Annotated in this window: 19 protein-coding genes and 1 tRNA gene; 4 read left to right on the top strand and 16 right to left on the bottom strand. The window is 61.5% G+C overall.

Features of this window, described 5'->3' with window-relative positions:
- Nucleotides 1–30 precede the first annotated feature (30 nt).
- From ACZ1JX_RS02580 to aspS, 12 genes are all read right to left on the bottom strand, one after another.
- Complete coding sequence (locus tag ACZ1JX_RS02580; RefSeq protein WP_465125243.1) at nucleotides 31–729, bottom strand: ABC transporter ATP-binding protein; 699 nt, start codon at nucleotides 727–729, stop codon at nucleotides 31–33.
- Nucleotides 726–1,529 (bottom strand): ABC transporter permease, encoded by an 804-nt coding sequence (locus ACZ1JX_RS02575; RefSeq protein WP_465125242.1) that lies wholly within the window; start codon nucleotides 1,527–1,529, stop codon nucleotides 726–728. The genes ACZ1JX_RS02580 and ACZ1JX_RS02575 overlap by 4 nt, the downstream gene beginning before the upstream one ends.
- Nucleotides 1,529–2,626 (bottom strand): KpsE/RkpR family capsule polysaccharide export protein, encoded by a 1,098-nt coding sequence (locus ACZ1JX_RS02570; protein ID WP_465125241.1) that lies wholly within the window; start codon nucleotides 2,624–2,626, stop codon nucleotides 1,529–1,531. Before ACZ1JX_RS02570 ends, ACZ1JX_RS02575 begins: the two co-directional genes overlap by 1 nt.
- 60 nt (nucleotides 2,627–2,686) lie before the next feature.
- The gene (locus tag ACZ1JX_RS02565; protein WP_465125240.1) at nucleotides 2,687–3,970 is read right to left on the bottom strand and encodes a glycosyltransferase family 4 protein; all 1,284 of its coding nucleotides are present in this window, start codon (nucleotides 3,968–3,970) and stop codon (nucleotides 2,687–2,689) included.
- Between the two features lie 375 nt (nucleotides 3,971–4,345).
- On the bottom strand, nucleotides 4,346–5,467 hold the full coding sequence (locus tag ACZ1JX_RS02560) for a glycosyltransferase family 4 protein (RefSeq protein WP_465125239.1): 1,122 nt from the start codon (nucleotides 5,465–5,467) through the stop codon (nucleotides 4,346–4,348).
- 791 nt (nucleotides 5,468–6,258) lie between these two features.
- Nucleotides 6,259–6,334 (bottom strand) — tRNA-Thr (locus ACZ1JX_RS02555).
- A 73-nt stretch (nucleotides 6,335–6,407) separates the two neighbouring features.
- Nucleotides 6,408–7,688, bottom strand: coding sequence for an adenosylmethionine--8-amino-7-oxononanoate transaminase (locus ACZ1JX_RS02550; protein WP_465125238.1), 1,281 nt, complete (start codon nucleotides 7,686–7,688; stop codon nucleotides 6,408–6,410).
- A 22-nt stretch (nucleotides 7,689–7,710) separates the two neighbouring features.
- Nucleotides 7,711–8,253 carry a 2'-5' RNA ligase family protein gene (locus tag ACZ1JX_RS02545; RefSeq protein ID WP_465125237.1) on the bottom strand — a complete coding sequence of 181 codons (543 nt, stop codon included), beginning with the start codon at nucleotides 8,251–8,253 and terminating at the stop codon, nucleotides 7,711–7,713.
- A 223-nt stretch (nucleotides 8,254–8,476) separates the two neighbouring features.
- Nucleotides 8,477–9,454, bottom strand: a complete 978-nt coding sequence (gene mltG, locus ACZ1JX_RS02540; RefSeq protein ID WP_465125236.1) for an endolytic transglycosylase MltG — start codon at nucleotides 9,452–9,454, stop codon at nucleotides 8,477–8,479.
- Between the two features lie 12 nt (nucleotides 9,455–9,466).
- Nucleotides 9,467–10,729 carry a beta-ketoacyl-ACP synthase II gene (gene fabF / locus ACZ1JX_RS02535; protein WP_465125235.1) on the bottom strand — a complete coding sequence of 421 codons (1,263 nt, stop codon included), beginning with the start codon at nucleotides 10,727–10,729 and terminating at the stop codon, nucleotides 9,467–9,469.
- Between the two features lie 134 nt (nucleotides 10,730–10,863).
- Complete coding sequence (locus ACZ1JX_RS02530; protein WP_168853306.1) at nucleotides 10,864–11,100, bottom strand: acyl carrier protein; 237 nt, start codon at nucleotides 11,098–11,100, stop codon at nucleotides 10,864–10,866.
- Nucleotides 11,101–11,216: 116 nt separating this feature from the next.
- Nucleotides 11,217–12,998: an aspartate--tRNA ligase gene (aspS, locus tag ACZ1JX_RS02525; RefSeq protein ID WP_465125234.1), complete on the bottom strand. Its 1,782-nt coding sequence runs from the start codon at nucleotides 12,996–12,998 to the stop codon at nucleotides 11,217–11,219.
- Between the two features lie 139 nt (nucleotides 12,999–13,137).
- Here aspS and rnd point away from each other — a divergent pair, with 139 nt between their 5' ends.
- Genes rnd through ACZ1JX_RS02510 form a run of 3 tightly spaced genes read left to right on the top strand, consistent with a single transcriptional unit; the run spans nucleotide 13,138 to nucleotide 16,248 of the window.
- Nucleotides 13,138–14,355, top strand: a complete 1,218-nt coding sequence (gene rnd / locus ACZ1JX_RS02520) for a ribonuclease D (RefSeq protein ID WP_465125233.1) — start codon at nucleotides 13,138–13,140, stop codon at nucleotides 14,353–14,355.
- Nucleotides 14,356–14,361: 6 nt separating this feature from the next.
- Nucleotides 14,362–15,258, top strand: a complete 897-nt coding sequence (locus tag ACZ1JX_RS02515; protein WP_465125232.1) for a hydrogen peroxide-inducible genes activator — start codon at nucleotides 14,362–14,364, stop codon at nucleotides 15,256–15,258.
- A 6-nt stretch (nucleotides 15,259–15,264) separates the two neighbouring features.
- A complete protein-coding gene (locus ACZ1JX_RS02510) occupies nucleotides 15,265–16,248 on the top strand; it encodes a hypothetical protein (protein WP_465125231.1) in 984 nt (327 codons plus the stop codon).
- Between the two features lie 22 nt (nucleotides 16,249–16,270).
- On the opposite strand, the gene pgsA is transcribed toward ACZ1JX_RS02510, so the two are convergent.
- Nucleotides 16,271–16,864, bottom strand: coding sequence for a CDP-diacylglycerol--glycerol-3-phosphate 3-phosphatidyltransferase (gene pgsA, locus ACZ1JX_RS02505; protein WP_465126340.1), 594 nt, complete (start codon nucleotides 16,862–16,864; stop codon nucleotides 16,271–16,273).
- A 139-nt stretch (nucleotides 16,865–17,003) separates the two neighbouring features.
- Here pgsA and ACZ1JX_RS02500 point away from each other — a divergent pair, with 139 nt between their 5' ends.
- A complete protein-coding gene (locus ACZ1JX_RS02500; protein ID WP_465125230.1) occupies nucleotides 17,004–18,311 on the top strand; it encodes an MFS transporter in 1,308 nt (435 codons plus the stop codon).
- 52 nt (nucleotides 18,312–18,363) lie between these two features.
- Here the strand turns inward: ACZ1JX_RS02500 and ACZ1JX_RS02495 are convergent, their stop codons facing one another.
- The 3 genes from ACZ1JX_RS02495 to ACZ1JX_RS02485 form a co-directional block, all read right to left on the bottom strand.
- The gene (locus tag ACZ1JX_RS02495) at nucleotides 18,364–18,621 is read right to left on the bottom strand and encodes a hypothetical protein (protein ID WP_465125229.1); all 258 of its coding nucleotides are present in this window, start codon (nucleotides 18,619–18,621) and stop codon (nucleotides 18,364–18,366) included.
- A gap of 161 nt (nucleotides 18,622–18,782) precedes the next feature.
- The gene (locus ACZ1JX_RS02490) at nucleotides 18,783–18,965 is read right to left on the bottom strand and encodes a CsbD family protein (protein WP_465125228.1); all 183 of its coding nucleotides are present in this window, start codon (nucleotides 18,963–18,965) and stop codon (nucleotides 18,783–18,785) included.
- Between the two features lie 81 nt (nucleotides 18,966–19,046).
- Nucleotides 19,047–19,490, bottom strand: coding sequence for an EVE domain-containing protein (locus ACZ1JX_RS02485; protein WP_465125227.1), 444 nt, complete (start codon nucleotides 19,488–19,490; stop codon nucleotides 19,047–19,049).
- Nucleotides 19,491–19,493 lie beyond the last annotated feature (3 nt).

Raw genomic sequence — 19,493 nt, 5'->3', positions numbered from 1 at the left:
TCAACTGCTCTTTCGATCTTGTAGGGATGGTCATGCGACTTGCGGTTCGACGAAGGGCCACCCCGGTGGGGGCTTCCAGCCGATCAGTTCCTTGAAGTCACTGTAGGCCACCTCGAAATCGTCATAGAGGGCGAGCTTGCCGTCATGCAGCACGGCCCAGCGCGAGCAGTGATCTCGCACGTAGGCGGCATCGTGAGAGACGATGATCATTGCCCGGTCACCCCGGCGTTCGAACAGTTCGTGGTTGCACTTATCGTGAAAGCGCGCGTCGCCGACCGAGGCGATTTCGTCGATCAGGAAGCAGTCGAACTCGATGATCATCGAGATGGCAAAGGCGAGGCGCGCCTTCATGCCCGACGAGTAGGAGCGGAACGGCTCGCGCAAGTATGGGCCCAGTTCGGCGAACTCCTCGACGTAGGCGAGGTTGCGCTCGAAGTCCTGATTGTACAGGCGGCTGATGAAGCGGACGTTGTCCTTGCCGGTCAGGTTGTACTGAAATGCGCCGCCGAACGCGAGGGGCCACGAAATCGACATGTCGGTTTCGATCGTTCCCGATGTCGGCTTCTCGGCCCCGCTGACGAGCCGGACCATCGTCGACTTGCCTGCGCCGTTGCGTCCCAGCACGCCGAGCCGTTCGCCCTTCTGCAAATCGAAGCTGATGTCGTTCAGCACGAGCTTCGGGCCCGAACGCGTCGGGTAGATCTTGCGGACGTTACGGACCGAGATCATTCGGGCACCACCGTCCGCGCCAGCTTGCGCACCTGCAGCATCGCGAGACCCGTGACGGAAAGGCAAAGCGGCAGCACGTAGCCCAGATCGTAGCGCGCACGCGCGGCTGCGCCGAAGTATCCCTCGCGCACGATCTCAACTCCATGGACCATTGGAATCCAGAGCACGATCCGTTGGGCGATCTGCGGCAAGGCATCGACCATGAACGCCGATCCCGAAAGCGGGAAGATCAGGTAGGATGCCGGATGCCAGATCTTGTCGACCAGTTCGTAATCATGGGATAGCGCGCCCAGCCAGATGGCAAGGGCCGAGCCGAACCAGGCGATGATCAGCCAGCCGCCTACCACTTCCAGGATATCGACGGGCGGGGCCAGCCAGCCCAGCGTTATGAATACAAGGCTTAGCGTGACGAACGAGATCGTCGCTCCCCCGAACTCCAGCATCAGCCTTGCGAGATAAATGTCGAGCACCCGGACATTGCGGTGGTACAGCAGCGAAAGGCTGCCCTGCAGCGCGCCGATGCAGCGCCCCGGCATGTTGCGCCAAAGTAGAACGCTGGAGTATCCCGTCAGCGCGAAAGCAACGATCGGCAGGTTGCTGCCGTGGACCGATTTCGTCGCCGTCCACAGGGCGGTCACACCTAGAGTGAAGATCATCGGTTCGACGAAAAGCCAGAGGAAACCAATGTTGTGGCGTCCGTAACGCGTCAGCACCTCGCGCATGAACAAAGCGCGAAGAATCCTTAGCTGAACCTTGAGGCACGCCGCAAAGCTGGGGTTCTGTTCGACCGCCGCAGCCATCAGTCATGGTGCTCCCGCACACCTGCGATCAGTGTACGCAACACACCCCATGCAATGATGCCCATGATCAGGGTGGCGAAGATCGCCTTCCAGCGGTGCGGCTCCAGCGGATAGTCCGGCAGGCTCGGGCTGGCGACACGCTCAACATAGGCCTGTTTGCGTCGCGCATCGCTGGTAGCTTCCTGTAGCCCGGCAAGTGCCGCGGCCAACTGCTTGTCTGCCACTTCAGCGTCGATCCGCAGTGACTGGTAGCGAACTGACTCACCCGAAAGGGAGCCTGGAGCACCGGCAATCTTTCCGGTCTGCTCGGCAATTTCGGAAGTGAGCATTGAAATCTTTGTCTGGAGGGCGGGTATCTGCGGGTTCTGCGGCGCAAACTGGCGCATTTGGGCGAGCTGAGTGCGCGATGCGATCAGTTCGTCCTGCAGCTTCGACACCATCTGCAACCGGACCGCAGCTTCCTTTTCAGGATCGAGCAGGCGCCGATCGTCGCGAAAACGGGCCAGGGCAACCGCTGCGGCCTGTGCGCGCCGCTTGGCCTCTTCCACCTCCTGCGCAGCGAGGCGGACGCTATCGCTTTGCGCACGGGCGTTGAGGCGGTTCACCAGTTGCTCCGACTGCTGGATCAGCCGCTGATTGAGAAGCTGGGCATCGCGCGGGGAAAATGCGCTCACGGTGAGCTTGGTCACCTGCGTTCCGGTGTCGAATTCGATGCCAACCTTGCCGGAGTAGTATTCGTACAGATGCTCGAAAGTCTTGCCACGCAGGAGGCCGCCGAAGCGGTCGAACGTGGAAACGGCGTCATCGGCATAAGCCTTTGTCACTGCACCGTCGCGGTTGGCATCGTGCAGGGCATCGCGTGACCTGACATAGTCGACGACGGCGTAGCTCTTGTCGCCAGAGGCCGAGATGCCACCGGCACTGAGTACGGCTCCCAGCGATGTCATGGCAGGCTTGTCGGGGCTGCGCACCACAAAGCGCGATTCGGAGATGTAGACGTCAGACGCGATGAAGCCGAAGTAGAGGACGGACAGTGTAGTTGGCAGGATTACCGCCACAATGAATAAAGGTTCGAATATCTTGAAGCGCTTGAGCACGGAAGAATGGTCTTTCTGGAAATCTGGATCGGTCTGGTAAGGTGCGCGCAGTGGAATGGGTTAATCGCGCACATAGGCCGGCCGCGCCTCCGCCCCCCCTCCAATCGCGCCGACAATCCCGCGGCGCGCAGGCGGATGGAACAAGCCCCGCTGGGGATGTGGAACCGCGCCGAAGGATCGCGGCAATGCTTTCAACTGGGCCAGCCAGCCCTCCACCTCGGCGAAATGCTGTCCCCATGTCGGCTGTTGGTAGGTCTTGAGCATCCGCAACTGCCGCGAACGCTCGGGCGAATGATCCAGGAAAGACAGGATCATCCGTTCCCAGGCGACGGCGTCGAGCGGGTCAAGCAACGTGGGGATGCCCTGTCCGATCTCGCGAAAACAGGGAAGGTCGCTGGCGATGACGGGTGTGCCGAGCGAAAGCGCTTCCACCACCGGCAGTCCGAAGCCTTCGGCAAAAGACGGCAACAGCAGCGCTCTTGATGACCGGATCAATTGACCGAGTTCCGAATCCGGGCAACGCGAAAGGAGCTCAACATGGTCCCCGAGACCATTGCCGCGATCGAGCAGGTTCTGGACGTGCCCTGCCTCGGCGCCCTTCTGACCGACCAGCACGAGCTTGGGTGCGCTGGCCCCCAGACGGGAGACCAAACGTTGCCAGATCTTGAGCAGCATGAAATGGTTCTTCCGCCCCTCGATCGTACCGACACAGACGAAATGCCGTCCGGTCTTGAGCGGGACGACTTGCGGCGATGCCAGTTCCGCGCCGGCAAGCCATGCAGAAAGGATTGGCGGTAGCGGGATGCCATGGTGGCGGCCAAACGATTTCAGTTCCGCCGCCGTCGCCTGCGAATTGGCGATAACTCCAGCTGCAGAGAACAGCGCGTTGATGACGCGCCCCCGGTGCCGCTCGATCGCCTCGACCCTGCAGAACTCCGAATGGGTCAGCGGGATGAGGTCGTGAATCAGATAGATCGGCTTGACGTTGCTGCGCCTCGTCCAATTGAGCAGGCGCGCCAAGTCAATGTCGGTATGCCCGACGTTGATGTAGAAGGTTCCGCTCCCGTCAATTTGCCCGGTTGAGGCAGCAAGAACCGCTGGCAGCAATGCGGCAAGGTGCGCCTTGAACTTGTCATCCGGAAGAAGCAGCGCTGCAAACAGCTTGTCCGAATGTTCGGGCGTGAGTACGCGCGCCACGCCCCGATACTGCACCACCGCCTGCGACTGAGCCGAGAAATGATTGAGATAGGCATAGCAGACCCGGTCTATCCCCGTTGCAAGCCTACCCGACCAGCTACGCCACACCAGCCGACTAATATCAAAAAGAAAGGAGCGCTGGATCATATCCCTTACGCACGCTTTGGCGTGATATTCATGCTAAAGCAGTACACATTCGGGGTTTCCATGAAAAAATGACAAAGCGATTACAGACACGAGGCAACATGTTGCCTTTTGCCGAATGAACGACGCCATGCCTTCCTGCACTAGTAACAATTACCGTCAGAAACGGACTATAACACGCAGAAATTTCGCACCGCAACATCACTTTTCTCCATATCGGATGCACTTCGCGACTTGCGTGAATAAAGTAGAAACTATGTGATTTTTAGCACATTGTTGCGCTCTCCCGGCGCAAACGCGGCCTTTCTGCAGCGACGGATCGTGCTGCAGTGCGGATGAGCCGAAAAGACCGTAATCAAGAATGATCCGCTTGCGATCTCAACGCTGCAGAATGGTCCTGTAAACGTCGAGCGTGGCTTGTGCGAACGTGCGCCAGCTCAGGCGAGTCGCGCGTTCAAGGCCGGCCTGCCGCAGGGACGACATGACCTGCGGATCGTCCACCACCTTCCTCAAAGCCCCAGCCATCGCATCTGGGTCCTCAACCGGAGCGGTGAGCCCTGCTCCATCAAGCACTTCGGGCATAGCCGAACGGTCCGATGCAACTACCGGACAGCCACAGGCCATGGCTTCGACCATGGGCAAGCCGTACCCCTCGCAAAGCGAAGGATGAATGAGTACCCTGGCCGAGTTGTAGCAAGCGACAAGAGCGTCATCGTCAACCGGTCCGAGGAAATGAACCTGACTCTCGATGCCCAGATCGCGAGCCAGCTTCTTAAGCGTTTCCGAGGCTTGATTGAGCCTCTGAATGAAGACCAGTGCAACATCTTCTCGGCCGTTGAAGGCTCTGGCAAAAGCCTGCAGCGCGCCCTCGTGATTCTTGTACGGTGCATATTGCCCAACGGTCAGAACGACATGCTTGCCGGTCGGCCATCCCGGCGTAGTCGGCTCACTCTGGCAAGGATTGTGGCGGAAACGCGCGTCCACGCCGGGCGGCGTCGTGAACACGCGCCCCTGCAGCCGAGGATCCCAGGAAAGCAATTCACGCTTGCTTGCATCGCTTACGGTCGTGATCGCAGCAGACTTGGCAAGAGCCCTGGATATGCCGTGAGCATAAAAGCGGCGTTCGAGCGCATGCGGTAGGCGCCCGGTGCACCACTGCGGATTTGCCAGCCACATGATGTCGTGCACCGTTGTGACACAGGGCATCCGCAGGCCTGCAGGCATGATGTTGAAAGTCGCATGGAACAGATCGACGCCAGACAGCGGCGCAATCCAGGGCAGCCCCCACATTGTCGCGGGGCTGTTGGCACCCGAGGACAACGTGACTTCGCGGACGTTGCTTGCCGACGAGAGGCTCTTTGGCGCATCGGACCGCTTCAGCAAAAGAAACTCGATGTCTCCGGCCATCTGAGGCAAGTGATCGACCAGTGCCTGCTGAACCTTGCCGATCCCGCTTGGACGAGGGCCGATGTAGCGGCTATCGATGCAAATTATCGTCATAAATCAATAAGTCTATAATCGAAATCGTTCAGAAATACGGGAAAAAATTCCACTGGCGAATTCCGATTGGCATATAACGCCAGAATTGCACTCTGAGTATTCCCGGGACATGCCCAACATGCAGGCACCATATCCAGATCGGATTACTTGGAAACTGCGCCCCTAGAACAGGCCAGAAGTTAATGCAATGTGTGATGCATGTCCACCGGGGCTCCACTTGCAGGTGGCAAGCAAACTCGAAAGATCCTGATCTCGGATTCACACCGTTGCTGAAAACCGGTCGCGCTGCAGAGCGGCCAAAGGTGCCGATTTTGTACCGTGACGCAGAACCAGCCTTGAAGGATCATCTTCTGATCCCGCCTGGGCGCAGCGATCAACCGAGACGATTTCCGAGAGTATGACATGGCGAGCAAGGAGTTTGGGTATTCGCCAAAGAACCCGACGGAATTGCCGTTGCATCGCGCTTGCCTGCGGCGGCAGAGAAAGGACACACCTGCAACCTGGTGCCCCCCCTGCCTCACCGCCGCGCCAAAGATCCTGGCCAAGCCGGAAGCAAGCAAGTGGTGGCGGCGGCCAGATCGCCTCACGTCACGCTGACCCCGATCTTGGCGACGGCAGCCGGGGCGCGCGCCGCAGCGATACGGGATCCGACTTGGATCCCTGTAGATTTTCGACACGGGACAATCGGACAACGTGCTCAAGCAGGGCGGATAGCCGGTCGATCCGATCAAGACGGCAATTCGCCCCCTATCAGCGGCAGCCGGCGAAAAACCCTATCAAAACTTGGAAAATGGTGCCGCTTACGTGACTCGAACACGTGACCCCATCATTACGAATGATGTGCTCTACCGACTGAGCTAAAGCGGCATGCCCCTTGGGCAGGCGCGCCGTTTAGCCAGCAGTGGGGGGCTAGGCAACCCTTTTTCGCCGGGACTTTCGGTCAGGCAGCATTCGTCTCGCCAAGACCGCGCGTGGCGGCGAGCATGGCGGTGGTGATGCGGGTTATGTCGTCCTCGTCGGCGATGAGCGGCGGGGTGGTGTAGAGGACATCGCGGAAAGGTCGGAGCCAGACGCCATGGTCAATGCAGATTGCTGAAAGCCGGTCCGCAGGGGCTGTGCGATCGAGCTGGATCACGCCGATCGCGCCTCGCACGCGCACGTCCTTTACGCCTGGCAGGTTGCGCGCCGGGGCCAGCTGGCGTTCGAGTTGCGCGCCGATTGCGCGGGCCTGCGCCAAGCGCGGTTCGCTCTCGAACAGGTCGAGCGAAGCATTGGCGGCGGCGCAGCCCATGGCATTGCCCATGTAGGTCGGTCCATGCATCAGCGCATGCAGCGGATCGTCGGACAGAAAGCCTTCGTGAATGCGCTTGCTGGCGATGGTGGCGGCGAGCGGCAGGGTTCCGCCAGTCAGCGCCTTTGACAGCGTGACGACATCGGGCTGCACCCCGGCAATCTGGCATGCGAACATTGCATCGCCGAGGCGGCCGAGGCCGACGAATATCTCGTCGAAGATCAGCAGGAGATTGTGCGCATCGGCAAGGCGGCGCAGGGCCTGCAGCGTGAAGGGATCGTGGAAAACCATGCCCCCTGCCCCCTGCACCAGCGGCTCAACGACGATTCCTGCCAGCTCTCCTTGATGACGGTCGAGCAGTTCGTCCAGCGCGGCCTCGCCCGCTGCATCCTTCGGCAGGTCGACGACGACCTGTTCCAGAAGCGCGCCCTTGAACAGGCTGTGCATGCCCTCGTCAGGGTCGCACACGCTCATTGTGGCGAAGGTATCACCGTGATATCCGCCGCGGAAACAGAGAAACTTCACGCGGCGTTGACCCCGGTTGAGCCAGAACTGGGCCGCCATCTTCATCGCGACTTCGACGGCAACGGAGCCGGAATCGCTGAAGAAAACGTGGTCCAGGTCCCCGGGCAGCAACCCGGCCAGGCGTCGCGCCAACGTATAGGCCTGTTCGTGCGCGAGCCCGCCGAGCATGACATGCGGCAAGGTTTCAAGCTGCTGTCTGACCGCCGCCTCGATATGCGGGTGACGGTAGCCGTGCACGCAGGCCCACCAGCTGGAAATGCCGTCGATCAGTTCGCGACCGTCCGTGAGCTTGAGACGCATGCCTTGCGCGGATGCAACCGGCAGTGGCGCACGCGCCGTCTTCATCTGGGTGTAGGGCAGCCAGACGTGCTCGCGTCCCTTTGCGTACCATTCGGGTGCGGTCATGGTTGTCCTGCCAGTCCTTCGATCAGGTTCTGCGGCGCGACGTGCCGCGAAAGGTCCACCGGGCGACGGTATCCCACGGGCCGCCCAGATAGCGATGCAGGGCAAGGCCTGCAAAGGCAAAGGCGCGGGGCTGGATCAGGGCGCCAAGCTCATCCTGAAGCGCCCATGCCTCCTTGCGCATCACCTTGTTCTGGACTGTCACATGGAGAAGCGGCTCGTGACTGTCCTGAGCGCCGAGCATGCCATGGAAGTGGTGCGCGATTCCCGCACGGAGCAGCGTCAGATCGGGACTGTCGATGCGCAGTGCCGTGCCGGAACCGAGATCCATGACGCCCGACAATCGCGCCGCAACTGGCGGAGTGGATGCGGCAAGTGTGGAAAGCAATGCACGTGCTTCTTCTTCCAGGCGCCACGGCAAGGCGTGAAACAGCGTGACGTGGGCAGCGAGGTGATTGCGTTCTGGCGGATAGTGAGCGTCGCGCAGGCGCGTGGTCCAGGCCTGAAGGTCAGGCGGCAATGTTGCCGTGACGATCAACGGCGCGGCGCTGGGGTTGGCTTGCTGCACGAACTCCGCTCTCGCACGATGGCTGCCGGTTGCATAGCGAAAGCGGGAACATTCGGCACAGTCGAAATGGCATGTAAAACGTGCCGCTCGGCAAAGCCGGAATGTTCCTCGGAAATCCGGGCAGACCGAAGTCAAACCCTCATGCCTCCGTAAAGGGACTTATACCGTTATTGGGTTAATTTGGAGAAACTTCTTTCCGTTCCGGACCAAATATCCGTGCAGACTAGAGTTCGCCTCGTGCCTTGCGAAGGGCGAACCATTTGGCGACATTGGCATTATGCTGCTGCAGAGTGTCGGCGAAGACGTGGCCGCCAGTACCGTCTGCCACCATGAACAGCGCTTCGGTTTCGGCAGGATCAAGCACCGCTGCTATCGAATCGCGCCCCGGATTGGTGATCGGCCCCTTCGGCAGGCCGACCATGGTGTAGGTGTTGTAGCCGTTGACGGCCTGAATTTCGGACTGGCGGATGCGGCGGCCGAGCGGCTTGCCCCTGGTGATCGGGTAGATGATCGTCGGATCGGCCTGGAGCAGCATGCCCTTGCGCACACGGTTCGAATAGAGCCCTGCAACCATGCGCCGCTCTTCGGGCTTGCCGGTCTCCTTCTCGACGATCGAGGCGAGAATCAAGGCTTCCTGCGGTGTCTTGGCGACGGTACGGGGCGAGCGCTTGGCCCAGAGTTCGGCCAGCGTCTTGTCCATCGCCGCCTGCATCCGCTTGAGCACGGCGGCGCGCGGTTCGCCCTTCTGCCAGTCATAGCTGTCAGGCAGGACGGAGCCTTCCTCGGGTGCGGAAATCGTACCGGTGAGGTCCTTGTTGGCGGACAGCCTCTCCGCCACGAGCACCGAGGGCATGCCTTCCGGGATCGTGATAAGGCGATGGATAACCTTGTCGCCCTTGAGGATTTCAAGGACCGTCGCCTCGCTGGCACGCTTGGGGATCAGGAAGGAGCCGGCCTTGATCTCGGTGCCACCGCCAAGCAGCTTTGCGCGCAGCTTGAACACCGTTGCTGAGCCGATTGCACCCTGCGTCTGCAGGTCATCGGCCAGAGCGCTGAGCCCTTCGCCCTCGCCCACGTCAAATTCGATCTGCTGTTCGAGCGGTCCTGCAGAGTACCACCCCCCGACCAGCCACGCGGCGGCGGCCAGCAGGACAAAGGCTGCCGCAAACAGCGGCAGCCTTGATCGACGACGGCGGGCCATCGCTTGCTTTCCTTAGTCTTCCAGCGCCTTGACGATCACGCTGGCATTGGTCCCGCCAAAGCCGAACGAGTTGTTCAGCGCGGCGCGGACCTTACGCGGGCGGGCCACGAGCGGCACGAGATCGACGCCCTCGGTGCCTTCGTCAGGGTTGTGGAGGTTGAGCGTCGGCGGGACGATCTGGTCGCGGATGGCAAGGATGCAGAAGATCGTCTCGACGGCGCCAGCACCGCCAAGCAGGTGCCCGATGGCAGACTTGGTGCTGCTCATCGAAGCGCCCGACAGGTCATCGCCCAGAACGCGCTTCACGGCGGCGAGTTCGATGGTGTCGGCCATCGTCGAAGTGCCGTGGGCGTTGACGTAGTCGATGTCGCCCGGCTCCATCCCGGCCTTGCGCATCGCCATGCGCATGGCGAGTTCGGCACCCTTGCCTTCGGGGTGCGGCGCGGTGACGTGATAGGCATCGCCCGACAGGCCGTAGCCGACGACTTCGGCGTAGATCTTCGCGCCGCGTGCCTTGGCGTGCTCGTATTCCTCGAGCACTACGACGCCAGCGCCTTCGCCCATGACGAATCCATCGCGGTCCTTGTCATAGGGACGGCTCGCTTCGGTCGGGCGGTCGTTGTAGCTGCAATTGAGCGCGCGGGCCTGTGCGAAGCCGGCGACGCCGAGCGGATTGATCGTGCCTTCCGCACCACCTGCCAGCATCACGTCGGCATCGCCGTCCTTGATCATGCGCGCGGCGTCGCCGATCGAGTGTGCCCCGGTCGAGCAGGCGGTAACCACGGCGTGGTTCGGACCCATCAGGCCGTACTTGATCGAGACTTGCCCTGAGATCAGGTTGATCAGGCGTCCGTGAACGAAGTGCGGCGAAACGCGACCTGGGCCCTTTTCGTGCAGGACAATCGATTCGCTCTCGATTCCCGGAAGTCCGCCGATGCCCGAACCGATCGAGCAGCCGGTGCGGATCTTCAGGTCGTCGTCCATGTCGACAAGCCCGGCGTCTTCGAGTGCCTGCCCTGCGGCATCGATGCCGAAGACGATGAACGGATCGACCTGGCGCTGGATCTTGTGATCGACGCGCTTGCCGGGATCGAAGCCATACTCATGATCGGCAGGCTTCACCTCGCAAGCGATCTTGCACTTCTGGTCGCTGGTGTCGAACTTCGTGATAAGCCCTGCCCCGCTCTTGCCGGCGAGCAGGTTCTTCCACACGGTTTCCACGTCCGCACCCAGCGGGGTGACGAGGCCAAGTCCGGTTACGACGACACGACGCATTGAAATCTCCGGAAAATAAGCAAACAGGCCCAGCCCCTGAAATAGGGCTGAGCCTGCCGAAGTCCTCCCCTGCCCGGCGTTGTCGCCTTGGGCAGCCCATCGACAAGCTCAGGGCGAAACGGGGAAAGGGGCGATCAGCCCTTGTTTTCGTCGATGTACTTGATCGCGTCCTGCACGGTCGAGATCTTCTCGGCCGCATCGTCGGGGATCTCGACGCCGAATTCTTCTTCGAACGCCATCACCAGCTCAACGATGTCTAGCGAGTCAGCGCCCAGATCGTCGATGAAGCTGGCTTCTTCGGTGACCTTGTCAGCCTCGACGCCGAGGTGCTCGACAACGATCTTCTTAACGCGGTCGGCGGTATCGCTCATGAAATGCCCCTTCGAAGGAAAGCGTTGGTGTTCTGTTTCGGAGTTCGCCCTAATCAACGCGAAGGGCGCTGGCAAGAGGCGCGCTGTGGATCACCACGCCGCGCGCCCCATCTGCCTCATCCTTTGGTCTGTTCGACGACGCGAATGTTCAGTTCGCGAAGCTGCTTGAGCGCTGCCGGAGAGGGCGCGCCCATAAGCAGGTCCTCAGCGCGCTGGTTCATCGGGAACAGCGTGATTTCGCGTAGATTCTGAGCGCCACAGATCAGCATGACGACACGGTCCACGCCTGCTGCCATGCCACCGTGCGGCGGTGCGCCGTACTGGAATGCGCGGTAGAGGCCGCCAAAACGCTCCTCGACGTCCGCCTTCGACAGGCCGACGATTTCGAACGCCTTGACCATCGTTTCAGGCGACTGGTTGCGGATCGATCCCGATGCGATCTCGTAGCCGTTGCAGACCAGATCGTACTGGTAGGCATTGATCGTCAGCGGATCCTGCGTGTTCAGCGCTTCAAGTCCGCCCTGCGGCATCGAGAACGGGTTATGGCTGAACTCGACCTTCTTGTTCTCCTCGTCCCATTCGTAGAACGGGAAGTCGACGATCCAGCACAGCTCGAAGCGGTCCTTGTCGATCAGGCCGAGTTGATCGGCCACGCGCGTGCGGGCAGCGCCAGCAAGCTTGGCAGCCTGTTCGGCCTTGCCAGCGGCGAAGAAGCAGCCATCGTCCGGACCGAGGCCAAGCTTGTCGAACAGCGCGGCCATCTTCTCAGGCCCGTGGTTCTTGGCAATCGGGCCGCCGAACTCACCGCCCTTGCGGGTGACGTAGCCAAGGCCTGCATGGCCTTCGGCGCGCGCCCAGTCGTTCATCTCGTCGAAGAACTTGCGGCTCTTGTCCGCCGTGCCGGGGGCCGGGATCAGACGCACGACGCCGCCGGTGCCGACGATCTTCTGGAACAGACCGAAGCCCGACTGGGTGAACTCTTCCGAGACATCCGAGATGATGATCGGGTTGCGCAGGTCAGGCTTGTCCGAGCCGTACTTGAGCATCGCTTCGGCATAGGGAATGCGCGGGAAGCTGCCGGTGGGCGTGACCTTGCGGCCATTGGCAAAAGCTTCGAACACGCCGCCGATCACCGGCTCCATCGTTTCCCAGACTTCTTCCTGGGTGACGAAGCTCATCTCGAGGTCGAGCTGGTAGAACTCGCCCGGCAGACGGTCTGCGCGCGGATCTTCGTCGCGGAAGCACGGTGCGATCTGGAAGTAGCGGTCAAAACCAGCCACCATCAGCAGCTGCTTGTACTGCTGCGGTGCCTGCGGCAGCGCATAGAACTTGCCCGGATGGATGCGGCTTGGCACAAGGAAGTCTCGCGCGCCTTCGGGGCTTGATGCCGTCAGGATCGGGGTCGAATACTCGGTGAAGCCTGCCGCTTCCATGCGGCGGCGCATGTCCGAGATGACCTTGGTGCGCGTGACGATGTTCGCGTGGAGCGTTTCGCGGCGCAGGTCGAGGAAGCGATAGCGCAGGCGGATGTCTTCGGGATACTCCTGCTCGCCTGCCACCGGCATCGGCAGCTCTTCGGCGGCGGAAAGCACCGTGGCACCGCGCGCATAGACTTCGATCTCGCCGGTCGAAAGGTTGGCGTTGATCGTGCCTTCCGAGCGCGCCTTTACGTTGCCGTCGATCGTCACGACCGATTCCACGCGCAGCGCTTCGAGGATCGGCAGCGCGGGGCTGTCCACGTCGGCGACGATCTGGGTCATGCCGTAATGGTCGCGCAGGTCGACGAACAGGACGCCGCCATGATCGCGCTTGCGGTGCACCCAGCCCGAAAGACGGACGGTCTGCCCGACATCACCGCGCGAGAGGGCGCCGCAGGTATGGGAACGATAAAGGTGCATCGAAACTCTTTCCAATCGGTCTGCAATCGGGCAGGGGGAATGGGCGGCTAACAGGCGATGGCCGCGCATTTGTCAAGCCGCGCTCCCTGACGGGAGCACCACCGGGCCGCCCTTTGGGCGCGCCATACAGAAAAGACCGATGAAGATACATCCCCTGATCACGACGACCGACGCTCTGGCCGATCTGTGCGAGCGTCTGGCCAAGGCCGATTTCATCACGGTCGACACCGAATTCATGCGCGAGAACACCTACTGGCCCGAACTGTGCCTGGTGCAGATCGCGGACGACAAGGAAGCCGCAGCGATTGATCCGCTGGCGCCCGGCATTGATCTCAAGCCCCTGCTCGACCTGATGTGCGAGAACGAGGATGTGCTGAAGGTCTTCCACGCCGGCGGACAGGACGTGGAAATCATCTACAACCTGACCGGCAAGACCCCGCACCCGATCTTCGACACGCAGATCGCGATGATGGCGGTCAGCCAGTCCGAACAGATCGGCTATTCGAACCTCGTCGAATCGTGGCTTGGCCTGTCGATCGACAAGGGCGCGCGCTTTACCGACTGGTCGCGCCGCCCGCTGACCGAACGCCAGATCGAATATGCTATCGGCGACGTCACTCACCTCTCCAAGATCTTCCCCAAGCTGCTGAAGCGCCTGATCAAGACCGGTCGCGGCGAATGGCTTGATATCGAGATGGAGAAGCTGGCGGACCCGGAAAACTACCGGACCGACATGGAAACCGTGTGGCAGAAGATCCGCGCGCCCAGCCGCAATCCTGCCGTGCTCGGCCGCCTCAAGTCGCTCGCCGCATGGCGCGAGCGCGAGGCGATGGACAAGAACATCCCGCGCGGACGCATCATGCGCGATGAAACGCTGGCCGACATCGCCAGCCATCCGCCACGTGACCAGCACGATCTGGCCAAGGTACGCGGCCTCTCCACGGGCTGGAAGGACAACGACATTGGCCGCCGCCTGATGCAGACGCTGGCGGATTCAAAGCCGCTCACCGAAGCCGAAATGCCGCCCAAGACGCCGCGTGGTGCGCCGCTGGGCAAGGAAGGCGCTCTGGTCGCCGACCTGCTCAAGCTGCTGCTCAAGATCCGCAGCCGCGAGATCGACATTGCCGCGCGCCTGCTCGCCCGCACCGATGATCTCGAACTGCTGGCCGCCGGACAGCGCAAAAACCTGCCGATCCTCGAAGGCTGGCGCTTCGAGCAGTTCGGCCGCGATGCGCTGGAACTCGTCGAGGGCAAGCTCGCCTTCGCGGTGGTAAACGGCAAGCTGAAGATGGCGCATATCGATGATATCGGCGGCTCTTCCGCAGAGCCGGAAATTGTCGTTCACGTGGATGAATAAGCCCAGATGAGCACCTACCTGCCCACGCTCAAGCAGCTGCAATATCTCGTTGCCCTGCACGAGCATGGGCACTTCGGGCGGGCAGCGGATTCCTGCTTCGTCTCGCAATCGACACTCTCTGCGGGCCTGCGCGAGCTCGAGTCGCTGCTCGGGGTGACACTGGTGGAACGCACGCGCCGGGTCGTCCGCTTCACCCCGCTGGGCAATCAGGTCGTCGCCAAGGCGCACCGGCTGCTACGCGAGGCAGAGGAACTGTCCGAACTCGTTCAAAGCCACGGCGCACCTCTGGCGGGCGAATTGCGGATGAGCGTGATCCCCACCATCGCGCCCTTCCTGCTGCCGCGCATCCTGCCGCGCCTGCGCAAGGAGCGCCCGCAACTGAAGCTGTTCCTGCGCGAGGAACCGAGTGCCGCAGCGATCGAGTCCCTCCATCATGGCCGTGCCGATTGCGTCCTGCTCGCCCTGCCCTACGCCACCGGCGAGGTGGAAACCGAAATCCTGTTCAAGGACGAACTGTTCGTCGCCTTCCCCAAGGACGACCCGCGCGATCCGCCGCTCTCGATAACTGCTGACATGATTGACGAGAACCGGCTGTTGCTGCTCGAGGACGGCCACTGCCTCAAGGAACACGCGCTCGCCGCCTGCAACCGCCCGGAAATGCGCGCCAGCGCCACGATGATCGGCACCAGCTTGCACACTCTGGTGCAGATGGTGGACAATGGCCTCGGCCTTACCATGTTGCCGCAGATGGCCATCGACGCCGGCATCCTCAACGACACCCAGATCGTCGCCCGCCCGCTGAAAGCCGACCACGCCTGGCGCGACATCGCCCTCGTATGGCGCCGCAACAGCCCGCGCGCGGAGGAGTTCCGGATGCTGGCTCAGGAGTTGCGGGTGGGGTAGCGGCAGTTGAACGACGAACCCAAACCTCCTGTTGAAAAAGCGCGAGGTCGCAAGCTGACGTTCCTCGCCATCGGCATCTTTGTCTCCGTCGTCGCCCTGATGGTCTATGGACCGGATTTCGGAGTGGCATGGGGCGGCATCGCCATGCTGCTCGGCATTCCTTTCGCCTTCGGCATGCTTGTCGGCCAGACCATCGACCGCGATCAGACGATGGGTTGTTTTCTCTGGCCTACACTTTCGGTAATCGCGCTGCTCTTCGTCGCGTACCTGATCTTCGGTGAGGGCGTGATCTGCATCGCGATGATCATGCCGATCTGGATTGCCGCAGCCATTGGCGGTACCTTGGCCAGTATATGGACGCACAGGCGGGACGCGTCGCAGGATGACACGCATGATGACAGCAGTCTCCAGCTTGCAGCGTGGACAGTCCTTCCCGCCTTTCTCGTCATCGCCGAGACCGTGGCTCCCCCGGTCTGGACCGAGCGTGAGGTGGTGCGGGAGATCACTGTCACGGCAAAGCCATCGGATGTGTGGCCGCAACTCATAGAGATCAGGCATGTGAAGTCCGGAGAAGGGCGTTGGACCTTCTCGCACGACATTCTGGGCATTCCCCGCCCGGTAGATGCGCAGGTCAAAATGGACAACGGAGCTATTGTCCGGCATGCCCGCTGGGGCGAAGGCATCCATTTCGAAGAACAAGTTATCTCGGAGCGCTTCGGCAAGGAAATGCGCTGGCGATTCTCGTTTCCAGATAGCAGCCTTCAAGACCACACCGACAGGCATATCGCGCCGGATGGGCAGAACTTGCGCATCGTCTCAGGTGGTTACGACCTCGAGCCACTGGCTGGAGATCGCACGAGAATCCGTCTGACTACGCGTTACGCCATGAAGACACGCCTGCCGGAATACATGGCGTGGTGGGGCGAAAGACTGTTGGGCGATGTTCAAAGCAATGTGCTGCAGATTATCGCAGGCAGGGTTAGCAATTAACAGATCAGCAATTGCCGCGGCCTCAATCCATGTGCTTTAGGCCGACCCGCAGGTAGTCCCAGCCGGTAATCACGGTCAGCGCCGCCGCGGCCCAAAGGGTGGTCAGGCCCACGGTGTGCGGCACGTTCACCGTGAAGGTGCCGATAGTCATAAGCCATTCCGGCAGAGCCTGTCCCAGAATCAATGCACCAAGACAAATCATCTGGAAGGTCGTCTTCCACTTGGCGAGGCGGCTCACCGGGACCGAGACCTGAATGCCGCCGAGAAATTCGCGCAGGCCCGAGACCGCGATTTCGCGCAGCAGGATCACCAACCCCGCGATCACGTGCATGTCACCCACGTAAGGCCCGCGCAGGATGCCTTGCGCCGTCAGCACGAGGATCACGGCGGCGACCATGATCTTGTCGGCAATCGGATCGAGGAAGATGCCGAGCTTGCTGACCGCGCCTTGTGCCCGGGCAAGGTAGCCGTCGAAATAGTCGGTCACGCCCATCAGGCAGTACACCCCGAAGGCAAGGCCGTAGCCCAGCCGCCATTCCGGCCACCACAGCAAAGCTGCCAGGAGGGGAACGGTCACGATCCGTGACAGCGTGAGCAGGTTGGGCAGCGTCAGCATCGCGTCAGCCATAACGCCGGAATACGACAAACGGAATCGCAACATTCGCCAACTAGGACCTGTCCCATCGAAATGCACTTGCCCGCCTGCCTCATCGGGCTAAGGGTGCGGGCAAGGACAGATGCTGGCAAGAAGGTAAATGACAACATCGACGCATCTGGTGCGCACGCGCCGCTTCCTGCCGCTGTTCGTCACCCAGCTTCTGGGGGCCTTCAACGACAATCTCTACAAGAACGCGATGGTCCTGTACGTCGTGTACAGCGTCTATAATTCCGAAGCAGCCGAAGCGCGCTTCTCGGCCATTGCCTCCGGGCTGTTCATTCTGCCGTTCTTCCTGCTTTCCGCGCTCGCCGGACAACTCGCAGACATGCGCGACAAGGCGCAGATCATCCGCATCGTCAAGGCTTGCGAGATTGCGATCATGCTGGTCGGCGGCACCGGGCTCGTACTCGCGTGGCTCGGCATGGAAGTCGAGGCGATCGCCATCCCGCTGATGCTTGCGGCCCTGCTGGCGATGGGCGTGCATTCCACGTTCTTCGGCCCGATCAAGTACGCGATCCTGCCGCAGCACCTCCATGAAGGCGAAGTGCTGGCAGGCACCGGACTGGTCGAGGCAGGCACCTACATCGCGATTCTCGCAGGGACGATCCTTGCTGGCTGGATTCCGGTCGAAGTCGCAGCAGGCGGCGTCGTGCTGACTGCGCTGATCGGCTATTTCTCGGGAAGGCAGGTTCCCCCTGCCCCGCCGCTGGTCGAGGCGCAGAAGATCGATTTCAACGTCTTCACCTCGTCCTGGTGCCTGATCCGCAACACCACGCGGCACCGGCAGGTGTTCATGGCAATCGTCGCGATCAGCTTTTTCTGGACGGTGGGCACGGTCCTGTTCATCCAGTTCCCGCCGCTCGCCAAGAATGTGCTTTCGGCGAGCAAGGAAGTGGCGAGCCTGTTCCTCGTGATGTTCTCGGTCGGCATCGCCATCGGTTCGATGTCGATCAACGCTCTGCTCAAGGGAACCGTATCGGCGCGCTATTCGCCGGCTTCTGTGATCGTCATGGGCCTGTTCATCGCCGCGTTTCATCAGGTTTGCGATGCCTGGACGGTCCACCCGGACATGCCCCTGATGGATGTGTCCACGTTCCTCGCCCAGCCGCTTGCCGTGCCCCTGCTGCTCTGCCTTCTCGGTATCGCCATCGCAGGTGGCATGTTCGTGGTTCCGCTTTACGCGTTCCTGACCACCGTCGTCGACAAATCAGAAACGGCGCGCACGATTGCGGCCAACAACATCGTCAATTCGGGCGCGATGGTGATCGGCTCGCTGCTGGCGGTTGGCCTCAGCGCGGCAGGCGTTGCGATCGTCGATCAGTTGTTGCTGGGTGCGGCGATGTGCGTTGTTTCGGCGTGGCTCGGCTACCTGCTCTACAAGGCGGAACGTGCTGCTGCGGCCTGATGCCTCAGGCCCGGAGAGTTTCAAGCCCAGAGAACTTTAGGCCCCGAGAACTTCAAGCGATGAACACCATGATCGCAAGGAAGCAGGCGCAGTAGGCGATCAGGAAATCGCGCAGGTCCTGCATGGTGATCCGCTTGAGATCGACCGGCTCTGACCGGATCTCCGCCTCACGCAGCATGGTCTCGGCCCGCTTCATCGCAGCCATGACCTCGGGCTCATAGCTGGGCAGTTCGCGCAACACGTGACGCGGCAGCGACGCCCGGAACGGGTGGCGGGATGATCCGAAGGTGCTGGCTGTCGAAGTGCTCATGACGCGAGCTTAACGATTTATTCACCATCCGGTATCCCGCTGCCGCGACATTTTTCCAACCCGTTCCTGTTCGGGACAAGTAGCGGTGCCAAACGAAAAGGCCGCCCTAGCGGACGGCCTTCCCGTGACCGGCTTGCCAGTCAAAACATGGTCGCAGTGGCTCAGACGTCGTCGCCCAGCGCGCCCTTGACCTTGCCCGCAACCTGCTGGGCTTCGCCCTTGCGTTCCTGGGCTACGCCCTCGCCATGCAGGCGGGCATTGTCGGTCGCCTTGCCGATGGCCTGCTTGGTGTTGCCGGCAGCTTCGTTGGCGAGGCCCTTGGCCCTGTCAGTCAGTTCACCCATGACAAATCTCCTTGAATAATCAACAAATTGATCTGTTGCATCGTCGGAGAACACTACGCTTCAGACCAGATGATGTTCCCGTCAGAGCGCGCCGGACATCTTGAGGATGAGCGCCCACTCGTCCGGTCGCACAGCGCCCACGGACAGTCGCGAAAGGCGGATAAGGTCCATCTCCTGCAGTTCCGGCGTCGCCTTGATCTGCTTGAGCGTGACCGTCTGCGGCAGCTTTTGCACCGGCTTCACTTTGACCGCCGCCCACTTGCCTTCAGGATCGGTGGGATCGGTCAGCCCGCCCTGGCTGATCACGATCACGCCAACCACTTCGACGCCGATGTTGGAGTGATAGAAGAACGCAAGGTCGCCCGCCTGCATCGTGCGCAGGTTGCGCGCGGCCAGATGGTTGCGCACGCCGTCCCACGTTCCCTCGCCCTCGGCGACAAGATCGTCCCAGCCATAGACGTCCGGTTCCGACTTCATCAGCCAGAGATTGCGGCCAGCCGTGTCAGTGATGTTGATTTTGGTCATGAA

Source organism: Novosphingobium sp. BL-A-41-Hi4A-0G, from assembly GCF_055521735.1.
The sequence above is the reverse complement of the archived record's forward strand: the minus strand, read 5'-3'. Positions and strand labels throughout refer to the sequence as shown.

What these genes read in the sequence shown, in the direction of transcription:
- aspS (WP_465125234.1), bottom strand. Translation starts at nt 12,998, where the DNA reads ATGCACCTTTATCGTTCCCATACCTGCGGCGCCCTCTCGCGCGGTGAT.
- rnd (WP_465125233.1), top strand. Translation starts at nt 13,138, where the DNA reads ATGAAGATACATCCCCTGATCACGACGACCGACGCTCTGGCCGATCTG.
- ACZ1JX_RS02490 (WP_465125228.1), bottom strand. Translation starts at nt 18,965, where the DNA reads ATGGGTGAACTGACTGACAGGGCCAAGGGCCTCGCCAACGAAGCTGCC.
- fabF (WP_465125235.1), bottom strand. Translation starts at nt 10,729, where the DNA reads ATGCGTCGTGTCGTCGTAACCGGACTTGGCCTCGTCACCCCGCTGGGT.
- ACZ1JX_RS02530 (WP_168853306.1), bottom strand. Translation starts at nt 11,100, where the DNA reads ATGAGCGATACCGCCGACCGCGTTAAGAAGATCGTTGTCGAGCACCTC.
- ACZ1JX_RS02485 (WP_465125227.1), bottom strand. Translation starts at nt 19,490, where the DNA reads ATGACCAAAATCAACATCACTGACACGGCTGGCCGCAATCTCTGGCTG.
- ACZ1JX_RS02565 (WP_465125240.1), bottom strand. Translation starts at nt 3,970, where the DNA reads ATGATCCAGCGCTCCTTTCTTTTTGATATTAGTCGGCTGGTGTGGCGT.
- ACZ1JX_RS02560 (WP_465125239.1), bottom strand. Translation starts at nt 5,467, where the DNA reads ATGACGATAATTTGCATCGATAGCCGCTACATCGGCCCTCGTCCAAGC.
- pgsA (WP_465126340.1), bottom strand. Translation starts at nt 16,864, where the DNA reads ATGCTGACGCTGCCCAACCTGCTCACGCTGTCACGGATCGTGACCGTT.
- ACZ1JX_RS02580 (WP_465125243.1), bottom strand. Translation starts at nt 729, where the DNA reads ATGATCTCGGTCCGTAACGTCCGCAAGATCTACCCGACGCGTTCGGGC.
- ACZ1JX_RS02550 (WP_465125238.1), bottom strand. Translation starts at nt 7,688, where the DNA reads ATGACCGCACCCGAATGGTACGCAAAGGGACGCGAGCACGTCTGGCTG.
- ACZ1JX_RS02575 (WP_465125242.1), bottom strand. Translation starts at nt 1,529, where the DNA reads ATGGCTGCGGCGGTCGAACAGAACCCCAGCTTTGCGGCGTGCCTCAAG.
- ACZ1JX_RS02495 (WP_465125229.1), bottom strand. Translation starts at nt 18,621, where the DNA reads ATGAGCACTTCGACAGCCAGCACCTTCGGATCATCCCGCCACCCGTTC.
- ACZ1JX_RS02515 (WP_465125232.1), top strand. Translation starts at nt 14,362, where the DNA reads ATGAGCACCTACCTGCCCACGCTCAAGCAGCTGCAATATCTCGTTGCC.
- ACZ1JX_RS02500 (WP_465125230.1), top strand. Translation starts at nt 17,004, where the DNA reads ATGACAACATCGACGCATCTGGTGCGCACGCGCCGCTTCCTGCCGCTG.
- mltG (WP_465125236.1), bottom strand. Translation starts at nt 9,454, where the DNA reads ATGGCCCGCCGTCGTCGATCAAGGCTGCCGCTGTTTGCGGCAGCCTTT.